We start from the raw sequence: 24835 nt of genomic DNA on the forward strand, positions 1-24835 counted from the left end.
CATTCGGTCGCGGGGCGCGGGAGGAAGCGGCCGCTCCCGCGGTGCGGTTGACTCGCTACTTCTTGCCGTTCCGGCTCACCGACTTCTCCGCGGGCTTGGCCGCCTTGCCGGTCTTGTCCTTCAGCGTCTTGACCCCCTCGACCGCTTCGTCGAGGTGCTCGTCGGCCGCCGCGGCGGCCCCCTGCAGGGCGCCCGCCGCGGCCCCGGACAGCACGTCCTTGAGCACCTCCTTCGCGCCCTCCAGGAGCTTGCCGGTCGTGTCCTTGGCCTTGCGGGCCACGGTCTTCGCGGCCTTCTTCACGGTCGCCGGCGCGGCGGCCTTGGCCTTGGTTCCGCTCTTCGCGGCCGCCTTCGGCTTGGCCGCGCCGGTCGCTTTCGCCGCCCCGGTCTTACTGCCGGTGTCGGCCTTCTTCGTGCCCTTCGCGGTCTTGGTCGCTGCCACGGTCGTTCCCCTTGTGCGCGTTTGTGTCGGTGTCTGCCGCGGGCCGAACACCCGGCCCGTGAGCGTCGAAAGGTGCTCGGACAGTGCGGCCCGGGTCCCGGCCATGGCCGCGCGGATGGCCTCCGGGTCCGCCGGTTCTACCCCGCGGCCGGAATCAATCGGTCCCTCAGCCATTCGAGGTTCTCCCCCAGGGCCTTGGTCGTCTGCGGCAGCGCCCCCAACTCGGCCAGGTCGGCCCGGCCCGAGCGCACCAGCGCCGCACCGGCCGCACCGACCCCGCCGGCCGCCAGCACGTAGCACGCCCACATCGGCAGCCCGGTCGCGTCGCGGAGGAGGTGGGCCAGCGCGAACCCGGTGAGCAGGCCGCCGGCCGCGGCCGCACCGGCCCCGCCGGCGCACTTGGCCACGCCGACCCCGGCCCGGGTCAGTTCCTGCCCGGCTTCGGCCTTGATGAGCGCGACCTGTTGCGCGACGAGGTGCTTCGAGTCCTGAACGATCTCGCCGAGGAGCGTGCGGAGGTCCGGCTCCTCGGCGGCCCGCTTGGGATGTGCCACGAACTGCCCCCTGTTGTGAGTCGCGAGACGTCGCCCGTCTCGGCCCGACAACTAGCAACTGACGTGCCGGGGGCGGGGGCGTCAGCCGGTGGCCGCGGCGTACTCGCACGTCACCGTCGTGCTGATCCCGCCGCGGGGGGTCCACACCGATACGACCTTGCACCGCACCGGGTGGCACGCCGCGACGAAGTCGTCGAGCAGCCGGTTGGTGACCTGCTCGTAGAAGATCCCCTGCGTGCGGTACTGCTGGAGGTACAGCTTCAGCGACTTGAGTTCGACGCACGAACCGGCCGGCGTGTACGTGTACGTGATGGTGCCGAAGTCCGGCTGGCCCGTCTTCGGGCACACGCTGGTAAACTCGGGGCACACGATCTCGACGGTGAACTCCCGCTCCGGCCGCGGGTTCGGGAACGTCTCGAGCTGACTGGCGGACGGCGTTTCGGTCGGGGCCATGCGTTGTCCGGCTGGTGGGATGAGAACGGATCGCGGCCCGGTGCGGGCCGACACACGGTTATGATAGGCTCCCCGCGCCTTCGATACACGGGGCCGCACAGTTGATCCTTGTCCCGCCCGGCGGGGCCGATTACGCTGCACGGACCTGCCAGGAGCGCTGCCGTGTCCCACTCTCGCCCCGCTGCCGTTCTCGCCTTACTCCTCGCCACCGGGTTCGCGACCGCCCAGTCCGGCCCGCAACTGCACACCGCGTTCCCGCCCGGCGGCCGGGCCGGGGAGCCCGTCGAGGTCACGTTCACCCGCACCGGGTTCGCCGGCGAGGAGCAACTCCTCTTCAGCGCCAAGGGGTTCACGGCCGAGCGCATCGGCGACACGAAGCCCGATCCGAAGGCCGACCCCAAGGCCAAGGGCCAACCCGCGACTGCCGTGAAGTTCAAGGTGACGCCGCCGAAGGAGCCGGGCGTGTACGACGTCCGCGTCGTCGGGAAGGGCGGCCTCACAAACCCGCGGACGTTCGTGGTCGGCACGCTCGTCGAGGCCAACGAGGTCGAGCCGAACAACGACATCGGGCAGGCGCAAAAGGTCGCGCTCGAATCGACCGTCAACGGCGTCATCTCGGCCCCCACGGACGTCGATTACGTCGGCTTCAAGGCGAAGGCCGGGCAGAACGTCGTCGTCGCGTGCCTAGCGTCGAGCATCGACAGCCGCCTCTCGGCCGACATCCTCGTGAGCACGATCGACGGCAAGGCCCTCGCGGCGAACCGCAACTACCGCGGCGGCGACGCGGTGCTCGACTTCAAGGTGCCGGCCGACGGCGAGTACGTGGTCCGCGTGGCGCAGTTCGCGTACACCACCGGCGGCCCGGACCACTTCTACCGGCTCTCGATTTCCACCGCACCGTGGGTCGAGGCCACGTTCCCGCCCCTGTACCCGAGCGCGACCGGGTGGACGAACTACGGCCGCAACGTCGGCGGCACCGACAAGGACGGGCAGCACACGGGGAGCATGAAGGTTCCCAATGAGACGCTCATGCCCGGCGATTGGACCGGTAGCCTCCGAACGAGCCGCTCCGTTCCGCCCACCGCGGGGATGATCGACGCCACCGACCCGTCGCGGCAACTCGACGGCAACCTGTCCCTGCTTGCCTACGGGTCACAGGTGCTCGACAACGACAAGAACGGCACCCCCGAGGCGGCGCAGGCGCTCGCGCCGCCGTGCGACGTTGCCGGGCGGATCGGGAAGAAAAACGACCGCCACTGGTACACGTTCGACGCGAAGAAGGGCGACGTGTGGACCGTCGAGGTGTTCGCCGAGCGGCTCGGCTCGCAGATCGACGCCTTCTTCGTCCTCACCGACGACAAGGGGAAGGTGATCGTCGAGCAGGACGACGGGCTCGAGACGCTCAGCCCGAACCAGTTCTACACGAAGTCCGAAGACCCCGGCCGCTACCGGTTCGTCGCCCCCGCCGACGGCACGTACCGGCTCCTCGTGTCGGCCCGCGACGCCGGCATCCAGTTCGGCGTCCGCGAGCAGTACGTCCTGCGAATCGCGAAGGAGAAGCCCGAGTTCCGCATCGCCGTGATGCCCGTGACCCCGCACATGCCCGACGCCGGCACGCTCGCCCGCAACGGTGCGGCGCTGTTCACCGTGTTCGTGTTCCGCATGGACGGGTTCGCCGAACCGGTCACCCTCGAAGCGAAGAACCTTCCCCCCGGAGTGAAGTGCCCGCAGCAAACCATCCCCGCCGGGCAGACCCGCGGAACGCTCGTCCTCACGGCCGACGCCGACGCGAAGGACTTCGGCGGGTTCGTGACGGTGACCGGTACGGCCGGGAAGCTGAGTTCCGAGGCGCGGCCGTTCACCGTGACGTGGACGCCGACCGGGTTGCAGGCGAACCAGCCGCCGCCGAATGTGCCGATGCTCACGCGAATGGACCGCGGCCCGGGGTTGGCGCTGGCCGTACGCGGCACCGCCCCGTTCCGGCTGACCGTGGCCGAGACCGAGGCGAGGGTGAAGGCCGGCGACAAGTTCGACCTGACGGTGAAGGTGGCCCGCGACGCGCAGTTCAAGGACGCGGTGCAGGTGTTCTCGGCCACGCCGCAGTTCGGCCCGAAGCCGCAGGGCAACAACCCCGCCCCGCCAATCGCCACCGTCGCCGCCGACAAGTCCGAGGTGAAGGTGAGCATCGAGGTGCCCGCGAACACGCCGCCGGGAGCGTACCCACTGGTGCTGCGGGGCGTGGCCGGTGCCGCCCCGCCCAAGGGCGGCAATGCCCGCCCCGGGCCGAGTTACCCGACGCTGCCGGTCGCCGTGGTGGTCGAGGGGAAGGGGAAGTAGCGGGCGCAAAACAAACCGGCCCGCTCCGAGTGGAGCGGGCCGGGGATGAATGTCGTTCGGGCGGGCGGTCACGAGCACCCGCAGTCCTTGGCCTTTTCGTTCTCGTCCACGCGGGCTTCCTCGTCCGCGTTCTTGGCCTTCTCGGTGGCCTCGTCGACGCGGTTGCCGGCCTGGTTCAGCTTCTGCTTGCCCCAGTCCTTCACCTCTTCCGCCTTCTCCGCGATCCGGTTGCCCACCTTCGACGCGGTCTCGCTGATCGCGTTGCCGGCCTCGGTCAGCTTGCCCTTGATGGTATCGGCCATGGTCCGTTCTCCTTGCTACCAGGTTGGGGTCGGTTCCGTGAGCCGGAGTTATCGGCCCGGCGACCGTGATGGACGAGAGGTATAGCAACCCCCGTGCCAATCCCGACGGGCCGCACTACGGCCGCTTCTCCTCCGGGAAGTCCCCGAGGTCGAGGACGTTGTCGTCCCACGTCGCGGGCGGGTGCTCGCCCGGCGTCGGGGTCTCGTCCGACAGCACGTTCTCGTCGAGTTCCGGACGCGGGAAGAGCGCACCTTCACCGAGACGGTCCCACACCAGGCGGGCGAACGGCTTGACCTCGATCGGCTCGTTGACGGCCCACCGGCCGGAGCGGCCGGGGCGGATGAACTGGGCTGCACGCAGCCGGCGGAGCGTCAGGTGCGGCTCGGACTCGCGCTCGAACTCCGGGAACAACTCCCCCACCGTGAGCGTGCCGCTCTCGCGGCTCATGACCTCGCGCAGCGCGTTCACCTCGTCCGCTCGGAGGCGTGGGGCCATCCGCTGCATCTCCCGCAACAGACCGGCGAAGACTGCGCCGATCTCGGGTCCGGTGCAGTTCATGGCGACCGAGCCCAGGTCGATTTCGATTTCCGTCAGATTCATCCGGTCCTCCGGGAACGGAACCGCCCACGCGCGTTCCCGCGTGCCGCAAGCGGTGCCGAGTTAAGGAAGGGCGAATGTGAAGCGAGGTGGACAACGGGACGCGAGCGGCCGGGCGGTGTTGGTCCGTCGCCGCGGGGCGATACCGGGCCGTCGAGTGTCCGAACGGGCCGTTCGGAGGGGGCTGCGACGGGCTCCGCACGTCCTGTGCGATAACTTATTATAGGGAAATGATCAACGCCCGGGACAAGAAGTAATCAATCGGCGGGCAATTGGGCACGACACCACAATCCGGACCAAAGCGGGTGAGCCGTCGCGCACAGTTGTGGTACGGTGCCAGAATGGTTCCGGGTGACTCCCCCACCCCACGTCCGGAACCATTATGAAGTCCGGAACCATCCCATTCGTCCGGAAGAATCTACGTTGGAGTGTTCCGCCCGGGGGACACCCACACCGGACTCCCGTGCCGCACCCCGGGAGTTCGCGCTATTCTGCCGGCGGGGTCCGGGGCGGCGGGAGTACGAGCTGCGCCGACGGGTGCGAGGAGGGCGGCGCGCGCAGGATGGCGATGTCGATCAGGACGTTCGCGAGGCGGTCTGGGTCGACGGGCTTGGTCAGGAAGAGGTCGAAGCCGGCGTCGGAGGCCCGGCGGCGGGCCTCGTCCTCCGGGAGGGCGGTCAGGGCGACGAGGAGCGTCCCGATGCCGCACACGCTCTGGCGGATCCGCCGCCCCAACTCGTCCCCGGCCATCACGGGCATGTTCAGGTCCAGGACGCACGCCTCGGGGAGAAACGTCTTCGCAACGGCGAGGGCGGTGGGGCCGTCGTAGCACGCCCGGACCTCGAACCCGACGATCTCCAGGAGCGCCGCAATACTGTCCGCCGTGTCGCGGTTGTCGTCCACGCACAGCACCCGCAGCACGGGCTCGGTATCTTCGCGCATAAAACCCCCTCCCCCTGATCGCTGCAACTCAGGGGCCGACTCCGACGCAAGTGACCGTCCTCACTCACTTTTCATCGCCGCCGGATCAAAAGTTTGATGCGGCGCCGCACCCGACGTGCGACGCGCGGGAAGCGATCGGAGGAAGTTCAGGCCGGGCCCCGCGAGTTCCGCCGCGGCCGCAAGCGCGCGCCGCGCTCGGAGCGGGTGGGACCGCCGGACCCGCCTCGGCCCAAGGGCACATGGGCAGTCGGCTGCTCAAGCGGTGCCCGGGGTCGATTCCGCGGTACGGCACGACCGCGTCACCCGGTCCGAGTCGGGCGGTTCACGGCCGGCGGAGTTCGGGCAAAGCGAACCCGAAGTCCCTCCCGGACGGTGGCGGCTCGGGTAGTATTGGGGCGCGGCCCCTGCTCTCCCGTTCGACCGGCCCGCAGTTGTCTTGCTCCCCGCTCGGGGCCGGTCGGGCGTTCCAAAGGCGGTTCCCGAGTGTACCCGTACCGCGTCGTCTACGTCGGACCCCCGGACCGGGTCGACTCCCTGGTGGGCGTCCTCGCCGACGCGAGCGCGGCGATCGAGGGCCGGTTCGCCGACCTCGCCGCGCTCCGGGCGGGGTGGCACCCGTCCGGGTCCCAGCCCCGGCTGTTCGCGGTCTGGCTCCAGCGGCCCGAGGACACCGAGGTCGTCCGGGCGCTCGCCGAGACGGTCCCCGGGTCGCCCGTGGTGGCCCTCGTCGAGCGCGAGTGCGACGCGGCGGCGCTGTACGAGGTCAGCCGCGCCGGGGCCGCGCAGCTCGTCCCGGTCCCGTGGGACGAGGGCGACCTGGCGCTCGCCCTGGGGGTCGTGCTGCGGCAGTTCGGGCGGGCCGCGCGGGTCGGCCGGCTGATCGCGGTGGCGGCCGTCCCCGACATCGACGCCTCGGCCTTCGCGGTCAACCTCGCGTCGGAGATCGCGGGCCACTGGCGGGTCGATTGCGTTTTGGCCGAGCCCACGGCCCGGTTCGGCCGGCTGAACTCGTACCTGGCGACCGTGCCGCGGTCTGGCGGGTCGCACGAACTGCTCACCCGCCCCGAGCCGCTCACGCTCAGCGCCGTGCAGCAGGCCCTCACGCCGGTCGGAGAGCGGCTCCGGCTCCTCCCCGGGCCGCTCACGGGGATCGCCCTCCAGACCCCGGACCCGGCCCGGCTCGCCAAGCTCATTGACCTGACCCGCCAGGTGACCGACTGCGTCGTCCTGTACGTCCCGAACACGTTCGACGCCGCACAGTTCGACACCCTGGCTGCGGCCGAGGACGTGGTCCTCGTCGGCGGGCAGCAGGTGCCCGCGGTGTACTCGCTCAAGCAGTTCCACGACCAGCTCGCGGCCCGCCGGTCGGCCGGGGTCCGGCACGTCGTCCTCGACCGGTACGACCCGCACCAGGGCGGGGCCGACCCCCGGAAGGTCATGGAGCTCCTTCACGTGGACGCGGTCTGGGCGGTGGCCGACGACCCGGAGGCGTGGACCGCGTCGGTGAACGCCGGCGTCCCGCTGCGGGCCAAGGCCCCGCGCTCGCGGGCGCTGGCCGACCTGGGCCGCCTCGTCGCCCGCCTCCTCGGGCCGCCCCCGGCCGAGTGACGTCACCCGTCGGCCATCAGCACCCGCTCGGCGAACAGGTCGGCCGGGAGGTGCGCGTTGGCCGCCTCCATCCGCGGCACGCACGCCGGCCGCACCCCCGTCGCCCGGAACTGCCCGTAGGCCTTGCCGCTCTCCCGGACGCCCTGCTTGCGGTACTCGAAGATGTCTTGCAGGATGATGACGTCGCCCTCCATGCCCAGCACCTCGGTCACGCTCGTCACCTTCCGCACCCCGCCCTGGAGCCGGGACACCTGGATGACGAGGTTCACGGCCGAGCTGATCTGCTGCCGCATGGCCTTCACCGGGAGCTCGAACCCGGCCATCATGATCATCGTTTCCAGCCGGGCCAGCGCGTCCCGCGGGGTGTTCGCGTGGAGCGTGGTGAGGGACCCGTCGTGCCCCGTGTTCATGGCCTGGAGCATGTCGAACGCCTCGCCCCCGCGGCACTCGCCGACGACGATCCGGTCGGGCCGCATCCGCAGGCAGTTCCGGAGCAGGTCGCGGGTGGTGACCTGGCCCTTGCCCTCGGTGTTCGGCGGCCGGGTCTCCAGCGGGACGACGTGCCGCTGCTGGAGCTGCAACTCGGCCGCGTCCTCGATGGTCACGACCCGCTCCCCGTCGGGGATGAACCGCGACAGCGTGTTCAGGAGCGTCGTCTTCCCGCTCCCGGTGCCGCCGCTGATGACGACGTTCATCCGCGCCTTGATGGCGGCCTCGAAGAACTTCGCCATCTCCGGGGTGAGCATCTTGAACCGGAGCAGGTCGTCGAGCGTGAGCGGCTTGGTCCCGAACCGGCGGATGCTGATGGTCGGCCCCTTCAGCGCCAGGGGCGGGATCACGGCGTTGACCCGGGACCCGTCGGCCAGGCGCGCGTCCACCATCGGGCTCGTCTCGTCGATCCGCCGGCCGAGCCGCGACACGATGCGGTCGAGGACCTGCATGACGTGCGCGTCGTCCCGGAACCGGACCTCGGTCAGTTCGAGCCGGCCGCGGCGGTCGACGTACACCTCGTGCGCCCCGTTCACCAGGATGTCGCTGACGGTCGGGTCGTGGAGCAGGGGCTCCAGCGGCCCCAGCCCGAGGACGTCGTCGAGCATCTCGGAGACCATCCGCTGCCGCTCGCCCGCGTGGACGAGCCCCGGCTCGGCGTCGATCATGCGGTCGATCGCGGTCCGCATCTCGGCCCGGCGGCGGTCCTCGGGGATCTCGAACATGGCCTTGAGGTTCAGGCCGTCTACCAGGCGGTTGTGGAGCGCCTGCCGCCGGGCGTCGTACCCGGGGGTGGCGGGCGGCGGCGTGGTGGTCGTCATGGGCGGTGGGCCGTGGGCGTGTGTGCGGTTCGAGTCGGGGGGCCGAACAACGCAAGGCGCGTGCCGGAGCGGCCCTGGCGGCCGGATCGGTCGAATCGCCCTTCGAAACGTGGCGCCGATCACCCCCCGGCGTCGCGGCGAGTGGATGGGCGGCCCCGTCGCACGCGGGTCCGTGTGCCGGGACCGCACGGCGGTGTGCCAGACCCGCGCGCCGGGCCGGGGTTCGCCCCGCGGCCGCTCCCGCTACAATGACCGTCCTCGCCGCCCACCCCCTGCCACACGGGCTCGCTGCCAATGCCCATTCGCTCCCTCGCTCTCGCGGCCGGCCTGGTGCTCGTGGTCCAGCTCGGGTGCGCCCGGACGCCGGCCGGCCGGCCCGAGTCGCCGCCGCCCCCGGTGTCCGTTGCCGTCGCCGAGCAGAAGACCGTCCCCGTGCAGATCCGCGCGATCGGGTCGGTGAAGGTGATCTCGACCGTGAGCGTGCGGCCCCGCGTTCCGGGCCAGATCACCGAGGTCCACTTCACCGAGGGGACCGACGTGAAGAAGGGCGACAAGCTCTTCACCATCGACGCCCGGCCCTACGAGGCCGCGGTCAAGCTCGCGGAGGCGAACGTCGCCAAGAGCACGGCCCTGTTCAAGGGGGCCGAGCTGACCCTGCGGCGGGCGACGCAGATCGGGCTGACGGCGGGGTCGCAGGCCGAACTGGACGCCGCGAGGACCGCCGTCGACAGTGCGCGGGCCGCGGTCGCCGCCGACGAGGCCGCCGCCAACGCGGCCCGGCTCCAGGCCGAGTTCACCACCATCACCGCCCCGATCGACGGCCGGGCCGGGGCCATCCTCGCCACCCGCGGCAACCTGGTCGCCTCGACGGACCTGAACCCGCTCGTGGTGCTCAACCAGATCAGCCCGATCACGGTCGCGTTCTCCGTGCCCGAGCAGCAGCTCCCGCTGCTGGCGGCCGCCCGGCTCGCGGGGCCGCTGCGGGTCGAGGCCGACCTCCGCGGGGGCGGGCCGCTCGCCGCCGGCACGCTCCAGTTCATCGACAACACCGTGGACCCCGGCACCGGCACCCTCGCGTGCAAGGCGGTGTTCGGGAACGAGGACCGGAAGCTGTGGCCGGGGCTGTTCGTGGACGTGACGCTCACGCTCGGCGAGCGGCCCAACAGTGTCCTGGTTCCCGTCGCCGCGGTGCAGGCCGGGCAGCAGGGGAGCTACGTGTACGTCGTCGGGGCCGGGGACGCGGCCGAGGCGCGGCCGGTCACCGTCGCGTTCGAGGCCGGCGGCCAGGCGGTCGTCGCCAGCGGCGTCAGGCCCGGCGAGGTGGTCGTCACCGACGGGCAGCTCCGGGTCGCCCCGGGGATGAAGGTGGACGTGCGTTCGAAGCCGGCCGCCCCCACGGCCACCGCGGGGGGCGCGAAGTGAACCTCTCCTCGCCGTTCATCCTCCGCCCGGTCATGACGACGCTCATGACCGTCGCGGTCGTCCTCGCCGGGGCGATGGGGTACTCCGCGCTCCCGGTCAGCGACCTGCCGAACGTGGACTTCCCGACCATCGAGGTGGCCGCGGCGCTGCCGGGGGCCAGCCCCGAGACGATGGCCGCGGCCGTCGCGACCCCGCTCGAAAAGGAGTTCACGACGATCCCCGGGCTCGACAGCATGTCGAGCAACAGCGTGCTCGGGTCCACGTCGATCGCGCTCCAGTTCAGCCTCGACCGGAACATCGACGACGCCGCGCTCGACGTGCAGTCGGCCATCGCCAAGGTGGCCCGGTCGCTCCCGCCGGACATGCCGAGCCCGCCGTCGTTCCGCAAGGTGAACCCGGCCGACGCGCCGATCCTGCTGCTGGCGCTGCGGTCCGACACGCTCCCGCTGTACACGGTCAACGAGTACGGCGAGTCGGTCGTCGGCCAGCGGCTGTCGCTGGTCAACGGCGTGGCGCAGGTGCTCGTGTACGGGCGGCAGAAGCGCTCGATCCGGGTGCAGGTGGACCCGACCGTGCTGGCCGCCCGCGGCATCGGCATCGACCAGGTGTCGGCGGCGCTCCGCGACTCGAACGTGAGCCTGCCGACCGGCGCGTTCCAGGGCGACCGCCGCGCGTTCAACATCCAGGCCACGGGCCAGCTCACCGAGGCCCGGCAGTACCGGAACGTGATCGTCGCGTACCGCAGCGGCAGCCCGGTGCGGCTCGGCGAACTCGGCTCGGTGATTGACGGGGTCGAGAACGACCGGAACGCCGCGTGGTTCTCGGAGCGGGGGCCGGACGGGGTCATGAGCGACCCGTCGCGGTCCATCATCCTCGCGGTGCAGCGGCAGCCCGGGGCGAACACCGTGGCCGTAGCCGACGCGGTGAAGGCGCTGCTCCCGACGCTCCAGGCGCAGCTCCCGCCGGCGGTGAAGTTGTCGGTCCAGTTCGACCGCTCGGCCCCGATCCGCGAGTCGATCGACGACGTGCAGGTCACGCTCCTGATCGCGCTCGGGCTCGTCGTCCTGTCGATCTTCCTGTTCCTGCGGAACGTCCGCGCCACCATCATCCCGAGCCTGGCGCTGCCGGTCTCCATCATCGGGACGTTCGGCGTCATGCACCTGCTCGGGTACACGCTCGACAACCTGTCGCTGCTGGCGCTGACGCTCGCGGTCGGGTTCGTCGTGGACGACGCGATCGTGATGCTGGAGAACATCGTCCGGCACCTCGACATGGGGAAGACGCCGGCCCGGGCGGCGCTCGACGGCGCGGCCGAGGTCGGGTTCACCATCGTGTCGATGACCGTGTCGCTGATCGCGGTGTTCATCCCGGTGCTGTTCCTGGGCGGGATGGTCGGCCGGCTGCTCCGCGAGTTCGCCGTCACCATCTCGGTCGCCATCGCCGTGTCCGGGTTCGTCTCGGTGACGCTGACGCCGATGCTGTGCGCCCTGTTCCTCCGCGGCGGGCACGGGCACGCGAGCGGCCGCCGGCCGGGGCTGCTGTCCCGGGCCACCGAGGGCGTGTTCGACGCCATGCTCGCGGTCTACGCCCGCACCCTCCGGTGGACGCTGCGGGTGCGGTTCCTGGTGCTCGTGGTGTCGCTCGGGTTCATCGCCGGGACCGGGTACTACCTCGCGATCCTCCCCAAGGGGTTCATCCCGAACGAGGACGCGGGGCGGCTCAGCGGCGTGATCGAGGGGCCGGAGGACGTGTCGTTCCGCGGCATGGTCGCGATCCAGGCCCGCATCACCGAGATCATCCGGGCCGACGAGAACGTCGAGGCCGTGAGCAACACCGTCGGCAGCGGGAACACCGGGACCGTGTTCGTGCGGCTCAAGCCGCGGCACGAGCGGCCGCTGTCGGCCAACGAGGTCGTCACCCAGTTGCGGCGCAAGACGGCCGGGGTCACCGGGGTGCGGACGTACTTCCAGAACCCGCCCCCGATCCGCATCGGCGGCCGCTCGGCCAAGAGCCAGTACCAGCTCACGGTCCAGAGCCCGGACACCGAGTCGCTGTACGCCGCCGCGCCGCGGCTCGAGGCCCGGATGCGGGAGATGCCCGGGATCACCGAGGTGAACAGCGACCTCCAGATCCGCACCCCGCAGGTGAACGTGCGGATCGACCGCGACAAGGCGACGGCCCACGGGGTCTCGGCCCGGCAGATCGAGGACGCGCTCGCCAACGCCTACGGGTCGCGGCAGGTCTCGACGATCTACGCCCCCGACAACGAGTACCGCGTCATCCTCGAGGCCGACCTCGCGTTCCAGAAGGACCCGACGCTGCTCTCGCGGCTGTTCGTGCTGTCGTCCAGCGGGGTGCTGGTGCCGATCGACACGCTGGTGAAGGTGGACCGCGGGGTCGGACCGCTCTCGGTGAACCACACGGGCCAGCTCCCGTCGGTGACGATCTCGTTCGACCTGCGGCCCGGCGTGTCGCTGGGCGTGGCGCTGGCCGAGATCGACGCCGCGGCCCGCGACGAACTGCCCCCGGCGCTCACGACGAACTTCCAGGGCACGGCCAAGGAGTTCGAGCGGTCCGTCCGCGGGCTCGGGCTGCTCCTGATCGCCGCGGTGGTGGTGATCTACCTCGTCATGGGGATGCTGTACGAGAGCTTCATCCACCCGATCACGATCCTCTCGGGGCTGCCGTCGGCCGGGGTCGGCGCGCTGCTGACGCTCCAACTGTTCCGCAGCGAGCTGAACCTGTTCTCGGTGGTCGGGCTCATCATGCTCATCGGCATCGTGAAGAAGAACGCGATCATGATGATCGACTTCGCGATGGAGGCCGAGCGGCAGGGGAAGACGGCCCGGGAGGCGATCTACGAGGCGTCGCTGGTGCGGTTCCGGCCGATCATGATGACGACGATGGCGGCGCTGTTCGGGGCGCTGCCGATCGCGCTGGGGTGGGGGGCCGGGGCCGAGGCCCGGCGGCCGCTCGGGCTCGCCGTCGTCGGCGGGCTGCTCGTGTCGCAGGTGCTGACGCTGTACTTCACCCCGGTGTACTACGTGTACCTCGACAAGCTCCGGTTCCGCCGCCGCACGGCAGGGCCCGAAAGCGCAACAGCCGCGACGGGACGCGAGGGACCGGGTTGAGATCGGGCGAGAAACGGTTGCGGCGATTCTGGGGAGGGGTCTTCGCGAACGATGCGAACTCTTCGCAAACGACCCCAACTCTTCGCAAACGACCCCAACTCCTCGCGAACGATGCCGAGAGCCTCGCAAACGATCCCCAGGCCCTCGCAATCGGCGGAACAGACGTTCATGCCACACGAGAAACGCGGTCTCGGGACTGGCGGACCGAACCCGAAGTAGGGCCGGCTGTGCCGGCCGGAACCCGCGCGATCGGCTCGGCATGGCTTCGGCCGGCACAGCCGGCCCTACCAACGGCTCGCTTCCGGTGGCCCGTGGCGCGCCGCGTATCACCACACGGCTCGCCCGAAGTGCGGCTCCCGCCCGTTACTACTTCTTCCCGCCGACGGGCCAGGGCTCGACGAGCGCCCGCTTCGCCCAGGCGTCGTACTTCGCGGCGAGTTCCTTGACCGTGTCGGGGTGCTTCGCGGCGAGGTCGGTGAACTCGGGGCGGTCCTTCGCGATGTCGTACAGTTCCCACGCGCCGCCGTGCTTGGCGACGAGCTTCCAGTCCCCGCTGCGGACGGCCCGGTTGCCCTCGTGCTCCCAGAACAGGTCGCGGGCCAGCGGCCTGCCCGCGAACGCCGGCGCGAGGCTCGTGCCCTCCAGTGGGGTGACCGCGCGTCCGCCCACCGTCTTCGGGTACTCGGCCCCGGCGAGGTCGTAGCACGTCGCGGCGACGTCGATCAGGTGCCCCGGCGTGTGCCGCAGTTCGCCCTTCGTTGCGATCCCCTTCGGCCAGTGCGCAATCAGGGGCGTGCTGATGCCGCCCTCGTGGACCCAGTGCTTGTACTCGCGGAACGGCGTGTTGCTGACGTTCGCCCAGCCGCGGCCGTACGCGACGTAGGTGTCCGGGCCGCCGGGCACCACCTTCGGCCCCATCCGCACCGGGAACCCGTCGCGGGTCTGCCTCGGGACGCTGCCGCCGGCGGCGAACTCCTCGGGCTTCATCGCCGGCAGCGTCGGCTTCTCGGGCCGCCCGACGTTCGGGTGGTCCTTGTTCCCGGTGCGGCCCATCGGCTCGGCGCACCCGCCGTTGTCTTGCAGGAACAGGATCAGCGTGTTGTCGAGCTGGCCGGTCCGCTTCAGCTCGGCGACGAGCTTGCCGATCCCCTGGTCCATGCGGTCCACCATCGCGGCGTACACCTCCATGCCGGCCGCCTCCCACGTCTTGTCGCTCACCGCGTCCCAGTCGCCGGCCTGCGGGGCCATCGGCTGCTTCGGGTCGATCAGCCCGAGCTTCGCGGCCTTCTCGAACCGGGCGGCGCGGGCCGGGCCGTACCCGGCGTCGTACTTGCCCTTGTACTTCGCGACGTCCTCCGGGAGCGCGTGCATGGGCCAGTGCGCGGCGGTGTACGCGACGTAGAGGAAGTACGGCTTGCCGGCGCTGTCCTTCGCGTGGTCGCCGACGAACCGCACGGCGTGGTCCGAGATCGCGTCGGTGTAGTAGTACGTCGCGGGCTTGTACTCCGGGTCGGCGAACGGCGAGATCATGGTGTCGTCGCGGACCAGCGACGACGGGTCGTAGAAGCTCCCGGCCCCGTGGATCGTGCCGTAGTACCGGTCGAACCCGCGGGCGAGCGGCCAGTTGTGCTTCGGGCCGTCCCCGCCGGCGTGCGGGGTGACGTGCCACTTGCCGACCGCGTAGGTGCGGTACCCCGCGGGCTTGAGCACCTCGGCGACGGTGCGGCACGAGTCGTTGAGGTTCCCGCGGTAGCCCGGGTGGTTCGTCCCCTTGTCCTCCATCATGTGGCCGATCCCGGCCTGGTGCGGGTACAGCCCGGTGAGCAAGCTGGCCCGCGTCGGGCAGCACCGGGCGGTGTTGTAGAACTGCGTGAACCGCACGCCGCCGGCCGCGAGCGCGTCGAGGTTCGGGGTGGCGATCTCGCCGCCGTAGCACCCGAGGTCCGAGAACCCCATGTCGTCGGACATGATGACGATCAGGTTCGGCTTGTCGGCGGCCCGGCCGGGAGGCGCGGCGCACGCGACAGCGGCGAGCGCCAGGAGCAGCGTTCTGCGGGTCATTGCGACTTCTCCGCGGTGGGGAGTGGAGAGAGGGCGTCATTCTACCGGAGTGGCACGGGCTGAAACCCCGATCCCACGGGCGAGTTCCGCGGGCGGGGGTCCGGGCGAACCCCGAGCGCCAGAGAGGGGGTAGCGCTACCCCCTCTCTGGCGCTCGTCGAAGTCGCACGATCCTGGTGAGCCGGGAGCGTCAGCGACCGGAGTTCTTATTGATCGCGCACCTCCGGTCGCTGACGCTCCCGGCTCGCCGGGCGCCTGGGCTCCTCGACCGCCGCCCGGCCCCCTCACCGGCACCCGCCCCGCCCCGCACCCTTGACGCCCCGGCACCCGGGGGCTACCGTGATTCGGGTGCGTCACGGACCGATCCGCCCGGGAACGTCCCGGGCGTTTTTGCTGGCACTCGACACCCGCCGGCGCTTTTCGCAACTCGCTCTCCAGACAGGTTCGCAATGGCCGGAACGTGCGTGGTCGGGCTTCAGTGGGGCGACGAGGCCAAGGGCAAGATCGTCGACCTCATCGGCGACGAGTTCGACATGGTCGTCCGGTACAACGGCGGGGCCAACGCCGGGCACACCGTCGTGGTGGAGGGCAAGACGTTCAAGCTCTCGCTCCTCCCGACCGGCGTCATCCGCCCGAGCGTCACGTCCGTGATCGGTAACGGCGTCGTCGTGTACCCGCCGCGGTTCCTCGAAGAGGTGAAGACGCTCCTCGACGGCGGGGTGGACATCTCGAAGCGGCTCGTGCTCAGCGACCACGCGCACGTCATCTTCCCGTACCACATGGAAGAGGAGCGGTTGGCCGAGAGCGGCGGCGAGGGGAAGATCGGCACCACCGGCCGCGGCATCGGGCCGTGCTACCAGGACAAGGTCGGGCGGCGGTTCGCGATCCGCGTGGGCGAGCTCCTGCGGCCCGACCACCTCCGCGAGCGGCTCCGCCAGGTCGTGCCGTTCAAGAACCGGCTCATGACCGCCTTCGCCGACGGCGCGGCCGGTGCGAAGGTGTTCGACGCGACCGCGATCGCCGACGAGTACCTGAAGTACGCCGAGCGCATCCGCCCCTACGTCACCGACACGGCCCGCCTGCTGCACGACTCGGTGAAGGCCGGCAAGCGGGTGCTGTTCGAGGCGGCCCAGGGGAGCCTGCTCGACGTCGACCACGGCACCTACCCGTTCGTCACCAGTTCCAGCAGCCTGCCGTCGGGCATGTGGAGCGGGTCCGGCCTGCCGGCGAAGAACGTGACGCGGATCATCGGCGTCGTGAAGGCGTACACCACCCGCGTCGGCCGCGGCCCGTTCCCGACCGAACTCGACGACGGCATGGACGGGACCGGCGAGCGGATTCGCAAGGTTGGCAAAGAGTACGGCACCGTCACCGGCCGCCCGCGGCGCACGGGGTGGTTCGACGCGGTCGCCGTGCGCTACACCGCCGCGCTCGCCGGGGCCGACGAGATCACGCTCATGCTGCTCGACGTGCTGAGCGGCCTGCCCGAGTTGAAGCTGTGCGTCGGGTACGACCTCGACGGCGAGCGCCGCACCCACTTCACCTCCGACGCGCACGACCTGGAGCGGTGCAAGCCGGTGTACGAGACGCTCCCGGGCTGGACCGAGGACATCACGACGTGCCGCACGCTGGCGGACCTCCCCGCCGCGGCCCGCCGGTACGTGGACCGCGTCAGCGAGATGGTCGGCCTGCCGGTGTCGGTCGTGTCGGTCGGCCCCGGCCGCGAGCAGACCATCCGCGTGCGGTGACTTCCCGAGGTGCCCATGCCAGCCGAACAGTTCGAGTTCGCGGTCGTCGGCGGGGGGAAGGGCGGCAAGACCCTCGCGATGAAGCTGGCGTCGGCCGGCCGGCGCGTGGTCATGGTCGAGCGGGGGATGATCGGCGGGACGTGCATCAACGTCGCGTGCATCCCGACGAAGACGATGGTGCGGTCCGCGAAGGTCGCCGAGATGGTGCGGCGGGCGGCCGAGTTCGGGATCATCGTCACGGTCGGCCCGCACGACCAGGTCGGGGTGCGGAAGCGGCGGCACGAGGTCGTCGCTTCGATGGTCGCCCGCAACCAGGCAGGGTTCGACAAGTCCGGAATGACGCTCGTCATCGGCACGGCACACTTTACCGGTCCCAAGGCGTTCGACGTTCAGCTCCGCGACGGCGGCACGCGGTCGATCACCGCCGAGAAGGTGTTCATCAACACCGGCACGCGGCCGGCCGCCCCCGCACCCGAACTCGCCGCAACGAACCCCCTCAACAGCGAGACCGTGCAGGAACTCGCCCACCTGCCCGAGCACCTGTTCGTGATCGGCGGCGGGTACATCGGGTGCGAGTTCGCGCAGATCTTCCGGCGGTTCGGCTCGAAGGTCACGGTCGTCGATCGCGCCGCCCGGTTCCTGCCCCGCGAAGACAAGGACGTCAGCGACGAACTCCTGAGCGTCTTCGCACACGAGGGGATCGAGGTCGTCAGCGGGGCCGAGGTGGTCGCGGCGTCGGGAGTCTCGGGCAGCGGCGTGAAGGTGACGCTCAAGACTGCGGTCGGCGAGCGAGTGGTCGCGGGCTCGCACCTGCTCGTCGCCGTCGGCCGCGTGCCGAACACCGAGGGGCTCAACCTCGCGGCGGCCGGCGTGGAGACCGACGCCCGCGGGTTCGTGAAGGTGAACGCCAAGCTGGAGACGACCGCGCCCGACGTGTGGGCGCTGGGCGACGTCAACGGTGGGCCGCAGTTCACCCACGCCTCGCTCGACGACTTCCGCATCGTGTTCGCGAACCTGAACGGCGCGAACCGCAGCACCGCCGACCGCATGATGCCGTACACTTTGTTCACCGACCCCGAGTTGGGTCGCGTCGGGCTGACCGAGGACGAGGCCCGCAAGAAGGGGCTGAAGATCAAGGTCGCGAAGCTGCCGGCGTCCGCGATCGCCCGAGCCGTGACGAGCGGCGAGACCCGCGGGTTGCTGAAGGCCGTGATCGACGCGGAGACGAACAAGATCCTCGGCGCGTCGGTCCTGCTCGCCGAGGGCGGCGAGATCATGGCCGCGGTGCAGATGGCGATGCTCGGCGGGTTGCCGTACACCGCCGTCCGCGACGTGGTGTTCGCCCACCCGACGATGGCCGAAGGACTCAACGACCTGTTCGCACGGGCGGAGTGACGCACCCGCCCGTTGTGGTTGGTGGGGCAGGCATTCTTGCCTGCCGCCAGCCGCACTGGGAGGCAGGCAAGAATGCCTGCCCCACCCAACAAAAACGGAACCCGATGGCCGACCCACACGACCCCGCCGCCCACGCCGCCTCCGTCGGGCTCGACCCCGCGAAGCTGCCGCGGCACGTCGCGATCATCATGGACGGCAACGGGCGGTGGGCGAGGGCGCAGGGCAAGGAGCGCGTCGAGGGGCACGCCCGCGGCGCGAAGTCGGTGGACGAGGTCACGGAAGAGTGCTGCCGCCTCGGGCTCGGTCAGCTCACGCTGTACTGCCTCAGCTCCGAGAATTGGAAGCGGCCCAAGCCCGAGATCGACTTCCTCATGGCGCTGCTCAAGGAGTACCTCCTCGCCGAGCGGCCCAAGATCCTCGCGCAGAACATCCGGTTCACCGTGATCGGCCGCCGCGACGGGCTCCCCGCCGAGGTGCTCGCCGAGATCGACGAGAACACGCGGCTCACGCGCGACAACACCGGCCTGACGCTGTGCCTCGCGATCAACTATGGTAGCCGGGCCGAGATCGTCGACGCGGTGCGTTCGCTCGCCGAGCGCGTTCAACGCGGCGAACTGGCCCCCGAGCGGATCGACGAGGAACTCGTCTCGCGGTCGCTGTACACCGGCGGGATGCCGGACCCGGACCTACTCGTCCGCACGGCCGGCGAGATGCGCGTGTCGAACTACCTGCTCTGGCAAATCTCCTACGCCGAGCTATGGGTGACGCCCAAGTTCTGGCCCGAGTTCGGCCCCGACCTGTTGCACGAGGCGCTCCGCGACTACGCGCGCCGCGAGCGCCGGTTCGGCGGCCTCACGACTGAAACCCCCGGGCCGAACCCATGATCCGCACCCGGGTACTCGTCGGCTCGGTCCTCGCCCTCGCGGCCGGCGGCATTCTCGTCGGCGACGACCACCTCGCCCCCGGCGCGTTCCCGTGCCTGTTCGTGTGCCTGCTGGCCCTCGGCGTCATCGCCGGCCGCGAACTCGTCGCGCTGTTCCCCGCACCCATCCGCCCGTCGGAGTGCCTCGTCGTCACCGGCACTTCGCTGTGCATCGCCGCGAACTGGTTCCCGGTCGCGTTCGGGTCCGGCTCGGTGTGGCCGCTCGTTGTGTTCACGCTCGCCGCCACGGTCATCGCCGCGATGCTCCTCGAAATGTACCGCTACACCGGCGAGCCGGGCGTGGTGGTGCCGCGGCTCGGGACGACGATGTTCGCGGTCGCCTACGTCGGCGTGCTGCCGTGCTTCTTCGCGCAGGTCCGGTTCCTGCCCCGCGACCACACGGCGTGGCTCCTGGCGCTGACGATCTTCGTGCCGAAGTGCAACGACATCGCCGCGTTCTTCACCGGGACGTTCCTCGGCAAGCACAAGATGACCCCGCTGCTGAGCCCGAAGAAGACGTGGGAGGGGCTCGCCGGCGGGTTCCTCGGCGGCGTGGCGGTCGCGGTCGGCGTCGGGGCTTACGTGCCGGTGTTCCCGCGGGGCATCGCGGAAGCGGTCGCGTTCGGCCTCGTGGTCGGCCTCGCGGGCGTCCTCGGCGACCTGGCCGAGTCGCTCGTCAAGCGCGACTGCCAGATGAAGGACGCCGCCAAGAGCATCCCCGGGTTCGGCGGCCTGCTCGACGTGGTGGACGCCGTGCTGTTCGCCGCCCCCGTGGCGTACCTGTGGTTCTGCTGGGCGTGAGCGGCGTGAGAAATGGCGATCACCTGCGGCTATAATTCGTGTCCTTGACTGCGGCGCGTGCGGCCAACCCTCGGAACCAACTCATGTCCGATTCGAACGTGATCCGGAACCTGACCCTCGACAGCCGCGACGAGGCCGTCATCTTGTTCGGCCCGCGGGACGCCTACCTGCGGACCGTCCGCGACGCGCTCGGGGTGAAGGTCGTGGCCCGCGGCGACATGCTCCAGATCGAGGGGCCGCCCGCCGCCGTCGACCAGGCCGAGCGCGCGTTCCAGCAGCTCCGCCAGATGCTCCGCCGCAAGGGGAAGCTGGTGGCCGAGGACGTGCGGTCGGTGACCGACGTGGTCCGCGGCGGGGCCGAGAAGAGCGACAGCGTCACCACGATGGAGTCGGGCCGGAACCTGCGGGCCCGCACCGACGGCCAGGGCCGGTACGTCCAGGCGCTCAAGACGCACGACGTCGTCATCTGCGTCGGCCCGGCGGGCAGCGGCAAGACGTACCTCGCGGTCGGCTGGGCGGTCGGCCTGCTCCGGGCCGGGACGGTGAAGAAGATCGTGCTCGTGCGGCCCGCGGTCGAGGCCGGCGAGCGGCTCGGGTTCCTCCCCGGCGACCTCGTGGCGAAGATCAGCCCGTACCTGCGGCCGCTGTTCGACGCCCTCGCCGAGATCATGGACGCCGAGACCGTCACGAAGTACATGGAGAACGACATCATCGAGATCCTGCCCCTCGCCTACATGCGGGGCCGGACCCTCAACAGCTCCGTCATCATCCTGGACGAGGGGCAGAACGCGACGCCGACGCAGATGAAGATGTTCCTCACCCGGATGGGCCTGAACTCGAAGATCGTGGTGACCGGCGACCCGACCCAGACCGACCTGCCCAAGACGGTGAAGAGCGGCCTGGGCGACGCGCTCCAGCGGCTCAAGGACGTCGAGGGCCTCGCGATCGTCCACCTGGACCAGGGCGACATCGTCCGCAACCCGCTCGTGACGCGGATCGTGAAGGCCTACGAGGAGGAGACGCGGGGCAAGCGCTCGGCGACGTGAGGCCGGCCGTGCCAGATGCCGCGGATCGCTCTCCGTCCGGGCCCGAGCGCCGAGCGAGGGGTGAGCGTGAACCCCTCGCTCGGCGCTCGGGCCCGGACCAGAAGCCGCACTTGCACGCGGGTACGCTTGCAGCGGACTGAATTACCCCCGCAGCCCGCGGCCGAACCGCCCCTCCAGCGCCGCACGGGTGTCGCCGTTGAACTGAAGGCCGCTCACATCGAGGTGCCGCAGGTTCGCGAGGTGCGGGCTCTCGATGATCGCGCGAAGGCCCGCATCGGTGATGCGGTCGCCCGGGTCGGCCCCGGGCTGGTCGTAGTGGTTGTTGTGATCCAGATTGAGTGACCGCAAGTGCGTGAAGCGTTCGCACCCGGCGATCAGCCGTGCCGCCTCGTCGGTCAGGTAGTTGCGTGACAGGTCGAGAGTCGTCAGCGAGCCGGCCCACTTCGCGCCGCACAGCCCGCGGACCCCCTCGTCGCGGAAGTAGTTTCCGCCCACGGAGAGCACTCGCAGGCCCGGCGGCCCGTCCGAGCGGAGCAGCGGTTCCAGCGAGCGCTCCGGGATCGTGCCCTCCCGCATGTGCAACTCCTCGGCCTGCGACCAGTAACGTGACGCGGCCAGCGCTTGCATGTTCGCCATCGCGCTGCCGCAACGGTTCAGGTGCAGCACGCGCAACTCGGAGAGCGACTCCTGCCGCAGTACGTTCTCCAGTGAGATCGCTCCGAGCGGCGTGCCCGACAGGTCGAGCGACCGCAGCCGGCACTTCGCGATCTGGAAGGCGTCCCAGGCGTCGGGTTCAATCTGGTTGTGGTTGACGTCGAGCCCGGTGAGTTCGCAGCAGCAATCGCTCTCGAGCACCCGACGGATGTCGTCGGCGGTGAGTTCGCACATCGGTGCGCTCAGTTGGGTGAGACGCGTGGGAGCTAGCGCGCGGGTTAACTCCTCCGTATCGAGGTCAACGACATCCCACATCCCGATGCTACTGGTCCCAATGCGCAGAACGTTTAACTGCTCGCGGCATGGCGAACGATGCAAAATTGCCGGCAGATCATCGAGCCCGACGCACGTGCTCAGGTCCAGCTCCCGGAGGCGCCCAAAGTCGGAGCGGGTCAGGAAGCGTTCCATCTCACCGATCGACTGGAACCAACCGGAGAGGTTGAGTGCTTCGAGGCGCGAGAACCACCCGCGGCGGCCGGCTTCGATCAAGTCCTCGGCCATGTCGCTCTGCGACGACCCGACCCGCCAGCGCCGCACCGGATTCGCGGCACAGAGGTCAGAGCCCTCGTTCAACATGAAGTTGGGTGTCGCCGCGATCTCTTCAACGAAGCCGCGAGCGAACGGCCACCCGAGCAGGCCGTCGGTGTCGGGCGGGACGCCGAGCCAGCGGGCCTGGTTCTCGGCGAGCAGTTCGTGCTCGCGGTCTTCGAGGGCGTTGCGGGCCGGGTCGGTTTCCGGGGTGCGGGCGAGTGCGACCTGAACCCGGATGAACTCGCCGCGGGCCGCGTCGCCGTCCTCCTCGACGAGGTCGGCGTACACGAGCCGCGGCGTGTCGTCGTCCGGGCAGTCGCGGATGGCGCGGAGCAGGGCGGCTTCGGTGGACATGCCGCCATCGTACCGCGGGGCGGTGTCCCGTTAAAGCCGCGGAGGCGGGTGGAAAGTAGGCGACTCGCTCCGCGAGTCGCACCCCGGCGCAACGGAGGTGACCGCGCGCACGGATTGAGCGGCCGGTGTCACTCGCGGAGCGAGTGACCTACCATCTCGGTCACAGCACGCCGGGTTCCTTCGGGTCCACGGCGAGGAGGCCGCGGAACGACTTGAGGACCTCGACCACCAACAGGTAGTCGTTGAAGTGCTCCATGAACGGGTCCGGGTCGTCGCTCGACGCCTCGACGCGGCGGCCGGTGGCGACGTAGGCCTCGGTCTCGGCCTGCTCCAGGCCCGCGATCTTGTCCGCGATCCCCTGCGTCTCGTCGCGCACGTCCGGGCCGGACAGCACCGTCATCATGATCGACCAGTTCCCCTGCGCGACGACCACCCGGTCGGCGGCCCGGGTCACCGTGTGCCCGGGGAACTTCGCCTTGAGGCGGGCGAACGCCTCGTCGAGCGTGAAATCGGTGTCCGACTTGATGAGGCCACAGGCGCGGTACATGCGCGGCTCGGGGATCGGGTGTCGGGGATCGGGGATCGGGTGTCGGGGAAAACGCCCCCGGCCCTCTGCTTCCGATATACCCGATCCCCGGTACACCCGACACACCCGAACTCACGCGCGGACGACTTTTTCGCGATCCGCCACGGCCTTCGTGGCGTTCCGCGTGTCGATGACGAGCTTGCTGTGCTCGACGATGAACTTGTAGTCGAACGCGGTGTGGTCCGTGGCGATCAGCACCGCGTCCTGGCCCGCGAGGAACTCGGGGGTCAGTGGGGTGCTGGTCATGCTCAGGTGCGGCCAGTGCCGCATCCGCGGCAGCTCGGGGATGTGCGGGTCGCTGTACGTGACGGCTGCGCCCTTCTTGAGCAGCAGGTCCATCAGCTCGAACCCGGGCGACTCGCGGGGGTCGTCGATGTCCTTCTTGTACGCCATGCCGAGGATCAGCACGCGGCTACCCTTGACGGCCTTGCCCGCGTCGTTGAGTGCGTCGGCCACCTTGGTGACGACGTACGCCGGCATCGCCGTGTTCACCTCGCCGGCCAGCTCGATGAACCGGGTGTTGAACCCGTAGTGCTTCGCGATCCACGACAGGTAGAACGGGTCGAGCGGGATGCAGTGCCCGCCCAGGCCGGGGCCGGGGTAGAACGCCTGGAACCCGAACGGCTTGGTCTTCGCCGCCTCGATCACCTCCCACACGTCGATGCCCATGCGGTCGTAGAGCACCTTCATCTCGTTCACCAGCGCGATGTTGATCGCGCGGTACGTGTTCTCCAGGATCTTGCACGCCTCGGCGACCTCGGGGGTCGAGACGCGGACCACCTTCGGAACGACCGCCCCGTACAGGGCGCACGCGACGTCGCCGCTCGCGTCGTCGAGCCCGCCGACGACCTTCGGGATGCTCGTGACCGAGAACGTCGCGTTGCCCGGGTCCTCGCGCTCGGGGCTGAACGCGAGGAAGAAGTCGCGGCCCGCGACGAGCCCGCCGCGCTCCAGCACCGGCAGCACCACGTTCCGCGTCGTCGTCGGGTAGGTCGTGCTCTCGAGGACGACGAGCTGCCCCCTGCGGAGCTTCGCGGCGATGGCGTGGGCCGAGTTCACCACGTAGGTGAGGTCCGGCTCGCGGGACTCGGTGAGCGGGGTCGGCACGCACACGAGCACCGCGTCCGGCTCGTCGAGCCGGTCGAACCGGTCCGTGGCCTCGAACCCCCCGGCCCGCATGCCGGCGACGGCCGCGTCCGGGATTTGCTTGATGTACGACTTGCCCGCGTTCAGCTTCGCGACCTTGCCGGGGTCGATGTCGAAGCCGAGGACGCGGATCCCGGCCGCGGTGAAGGCCCGTGCGAGCGGGAGCCCGACGTACCCGAGGCCGATGATTCCGACGGTAGCCGTCTTGTTCTGGATGCGCGCGAGCAGCGCGGCGGTTGCGTTCGACATGCGTTCCCATCCGTCCTTGGAGCGGGACAGTGCCACGAGCGATGGCGGGATGATGCCCCGGAACGAACGGGCCTGTCAACGCGAGTTCCGCGAAGGGGTGCGAGTACGAATTCGAAGAGCCTAAACTGTAGCCGGCCTCTGTGAGGCCGGTGCTTCGGGATGCCCCCAAGCACCGGCCTCACAG

The 24835-nt window shown here is 70.4% G+C and carries 20 protein-coding genes; 9 read left to right on the forward strand and 11 right to left on the reverse strand.

The window, feature by feature from the left end; all coding sequences use genetic code 11:
- Positions 1 to 55: 55 nt before the first annotated feature.
- The 3 genes from ACTIGN_RS02730 to queF form a co-directional block, all read right to left on the reverse strand.
- The gene (locus ACTIGN_RS02730) at positions 56 to 442 is read right to left on the reverse strand and encodes a hypothetical protein (protein ID WP_439621077.1); all 387 of its coding nucleotides are present in this window, start codon (positions 440 to 442) and stop codon (positions 56 to 58) included.
- A gap of 137 nt (positions 443 to 579) precedes the next feature.
- The gene (locus tag ACTIGN_RS02735; protein ID WP_439621079.1) at positions 580 to 996 is read right to left on the reverse strand and encodes a phage holin family protein; all 417 of its coding nucleotides are present in this window, start codon (positions 994 to 996) and stop codon (positions 580 to 582) included.
- A gap of 81 nt (positions 997 to 1077) precedes the next feature.
- A complete protein-coding gene (queF, locus tag ACTIGN_RS02740; protein ID WP_439621080.1) occupies positions 1078 to 1449 on the reverse strand; it encodes a preQ(1) synthase in 372 nt (123 codons plus the stop codon).
- A gap of 162 nt (positions 1450 to 1611) precedes the next feature.
- On the opposite strand from queF, the gene ACTIGN_RS02745 reads away from it, so the two are divergent.
- Positions 1612 to 3786, forward strand: coding sequence for a hypothetical protein (locus tag ACTIGN_RS02745; protein ID WP_439621081.1), 2175 nt, complete (start codon positions 1612 to 1614; stop codon positions 3784 to 3786).
- Positions 3787 to 3854: 68 nt separating this feature from the next.
- Here the strand turns inward: ACTIGN_RS02745 and ACTIGN_RS02750 are convergent, their stop codons facing one another.
- From ACTIGN_RS02750 to ACTIGN_RS02760, 3 genes are all read right to left on the reverse strand, one after another.
- Positions 3855 to 4088 carry a hypothetical protein gene (locus ACTIGN_RS02750; protein WP_439621082.1) on the reverse strand — a complete coding sequence of 78 codons (234 nt, stop codon included), beginning with the start codon at positions 4086 to 4088 and terminating at the stop codon, positions 3855 to 3857.
- Between the two features lie 115 nt (positions 4089 to 4203).
- The gene (locus ACTIGN_RS02755; protein WP_439621084.1) at positions 4204 to 4689 is read right to left on the reverse strand and encodes a hypothetical protein; all 486 of its coding nucleotides are present in this window, start codon (positions 4687 to 4689) and stop codon (positions 4204 to 4206) included.
- A gap of 483 nt (positions 4690 to 5172) precedes the next feature.
- Entirely contained in the window at positions 5173 to 5628 is a 456-nt protein-coding gene (locus tag ACTIGN_RS02760; protein WP_439621085.1) for a response regulator, read from the reverse strand.
- Positions 5629 to 6111: 483 nt separating this feature from the next.
- On the opposite strand from ACTIGN_RS02760, the gene ACTIGN_RS02765 reads away from it, so the two are divergent.
- The gene (locus ACTIGN_RS02765; RefSeq protein WP_439621087.1) at positions 6112 to 7236 is read left to right on the forward strand and encodes an AAA family ATPase; all 1125 of its coding nucleotides are present in this window, start codon (positions 6112 to 6114) and stop codon (positions 7234 to 7236) included.
- A gap of 2 nt (positions 7237 to 7238) precedes the next feature.
- Here ACTIGN_RS02765 and ACTIGN_RS02770 read toward each other — a convergent pair whose 3' ends face one another.
- Positions 7239 to 8546, reverse strand: a complete 1308-nt coding sequence (locus ACTIGN_RS02770; protein ID WP_439621089.1) for a CpaF family protein — start codon at positions 8544 to 8546, stop codon at positions 7239 to 7241.
- Positions 8547 to 8840: 294 nt separating this feature from the next.
- Here ACTIGN_RS02770 and ACTIGN_RS02775 point away from each other — a divergent pair, with 294 nt between their 5' ends.
- Together ACTIGN_RS02775 and ACTIGN_RS02780 are read left to right on the forward strand one after the other, a co-directional pair.
- Positions 8841 to 9968, forward strand: a complete 1128-nt coding sequence (locus tag ACTIGN_RS02775) for an efflux RND transporter periplasmic adaptor subunit (protein WP_439621091.1) — start codon at positions 8841 to 8843, stop codon at positions 9966 to 9968.
- A complete protein-coding gene (locus ACTIGN_RS02780; protein WP_439621092.1) occupies positions 9965 to 13099 on the forward strand; it encodes an efflux RND transporter permease subunit in 3135 nt (1044 codons plus the stop codon). The genes ACTIGN_RS02775 and ACTIGN_RS02780 overlap by 4 nt, the downstream gene beginning before the upstream one ends.
- Before the next feature lie 366 nt (positions 13100 to 13465).
- Here the strand turns inward: ACTIGN_RS02780 and ACTIGN_RS02785 are convergent, their stop codons facing one another.
- Entirely contained in the window at positions 13466 to 15160 is a 1695-nt protein-coding gene (locus ACTIGN_RS02785) for an arylsulfatase (protein ID WP_439621094.1), read from the reverse strand.
- Positions 15161 to 15608: 448 nt separating this feature from the next.
- Between ACTIGN_RS02785 and ACTIGN_RS02790 the strand changes: the two genes are divergently transcribed.
- From ACTIGN_RS02790 to ACTIGN_RS02810, 5 genes are all read left to right on the forward strand, one after another.
- Positions 15609 to 16907, forward strand: coding sequence for an adenylosuccinate synthase (locus ACTIGN_RS02790; protein ID WP_439621096.1), 1299 nt, complete (start codon positions 15609 to 15611; stop codon positions 16905 to 16907).
- Positions 16908 to 16922: 15 nt separating this feature from the next.
- A complete protein-coding gene (locus ACTIGN_RS02795; RefSeq protein WP_439621098.1) occupies positions 16923 to 18302 on the forward strand; it encodes a mercuric reductase in 1380 nt (459 codons plus the stop codon).
- A gap of 104 nt (positions 18303 to 18406) precedes the next feature.
- A complete protein-coding gene (locus tag ACTIGN_RS02800; RefSeq protein WP_439621100.1) occupies positions 18407 to 19186 on the forward strand; it encodes an isoprenyl transferase in 780 nt (259 codons plus the stop codon).
- A complete protein-coding gene (locus ACTIGN_RS02805) occupies positions 19183 to 20025 on the forward strand; it encodes a phosphatidate cytidylyltransferase (protein WP_439621102.1) in 843 nt (280 codons plus the stop codon). The genes ACTIGN_RS02800 and ACTIGN_RS02805 overlap by 4 nt, the downstream gene beginning before the upstream one ends.
- 83 nt (positions 20026 to 20108) lie before the next feature.
- Positions 20109 to 21071 (forward strand): PhoH family protein, encoded by a 963-nt coding sequence (locus ACTIGN_RS02810; protein ID WP_439621104.1) that lies wholly within the window; start codon positions 20109 to 20111, stop codon positions 21069 to 21071.
- A 141-nt stretch (positions 21072 to 21212) separates the two neighbouring features.
- On the opposite strand, the gene ACTIGN_RS02815 is transcribed toward ACTIGN_RS02810, so the two are convergent.
- The 3 genes from ACTIGN_RS02815 to ACTIGN_RS02825 all read right to left on the reverse strand — a co-directional run bounded on the left by ACTIGN_RS02815 (position 21213) and on the right by ACTIGN_RS02825 (position 24651).
- Positions 21213 to 22670 (reverse strand): TIGR02996 domain-containing protein, encoded by a 1458-nt coding sequence (locus ACTIGN_RS02815; RefSeq protein ID WP_439621105.1) that lies wholly within the window; start codon positions 22668 to 22670, stop codon positions 21213 to 21215.
- A gap of 160 nt (positions 22671 to 22830) precedes the next feature.
- Positions 22831 to 23217, reverse strand: coding sequence for a hypothetical protein (locus ACTIGN_RS02820; RefSeq protein ID WP_439621107.1), 387 nt, complete (start codon positions 23215 to 23217; stop codon positions 22831 to 22833).
- Positions 23218 to 23328: 111 nt separating this feature from the next.
- The gene (locus ACTIGN_RS02825) at positions 23329 to 24651 is read right to left on the reverse strand and encodes a nucleotide sugar dehydrogenase (protein WP_439621109.1); all 1323 of its coding nucleotides are present in this window, start codon (positions 24649 to 24651) and stop codon (positions 23329 to 23331) included.
- Between the last annotated feature and the right edge of the window lie 184 nt (positions 24652 to 24835).

The sequence above is a fragment of the Gemmata sp. genome (genome assembly GCF_051859125.1).
Taxonomy (GTDB): domain Bacteria; phylum Planctomycetota; class Planctomycetia; order Gemmatales; family Gemmataceae; genus Gemmata.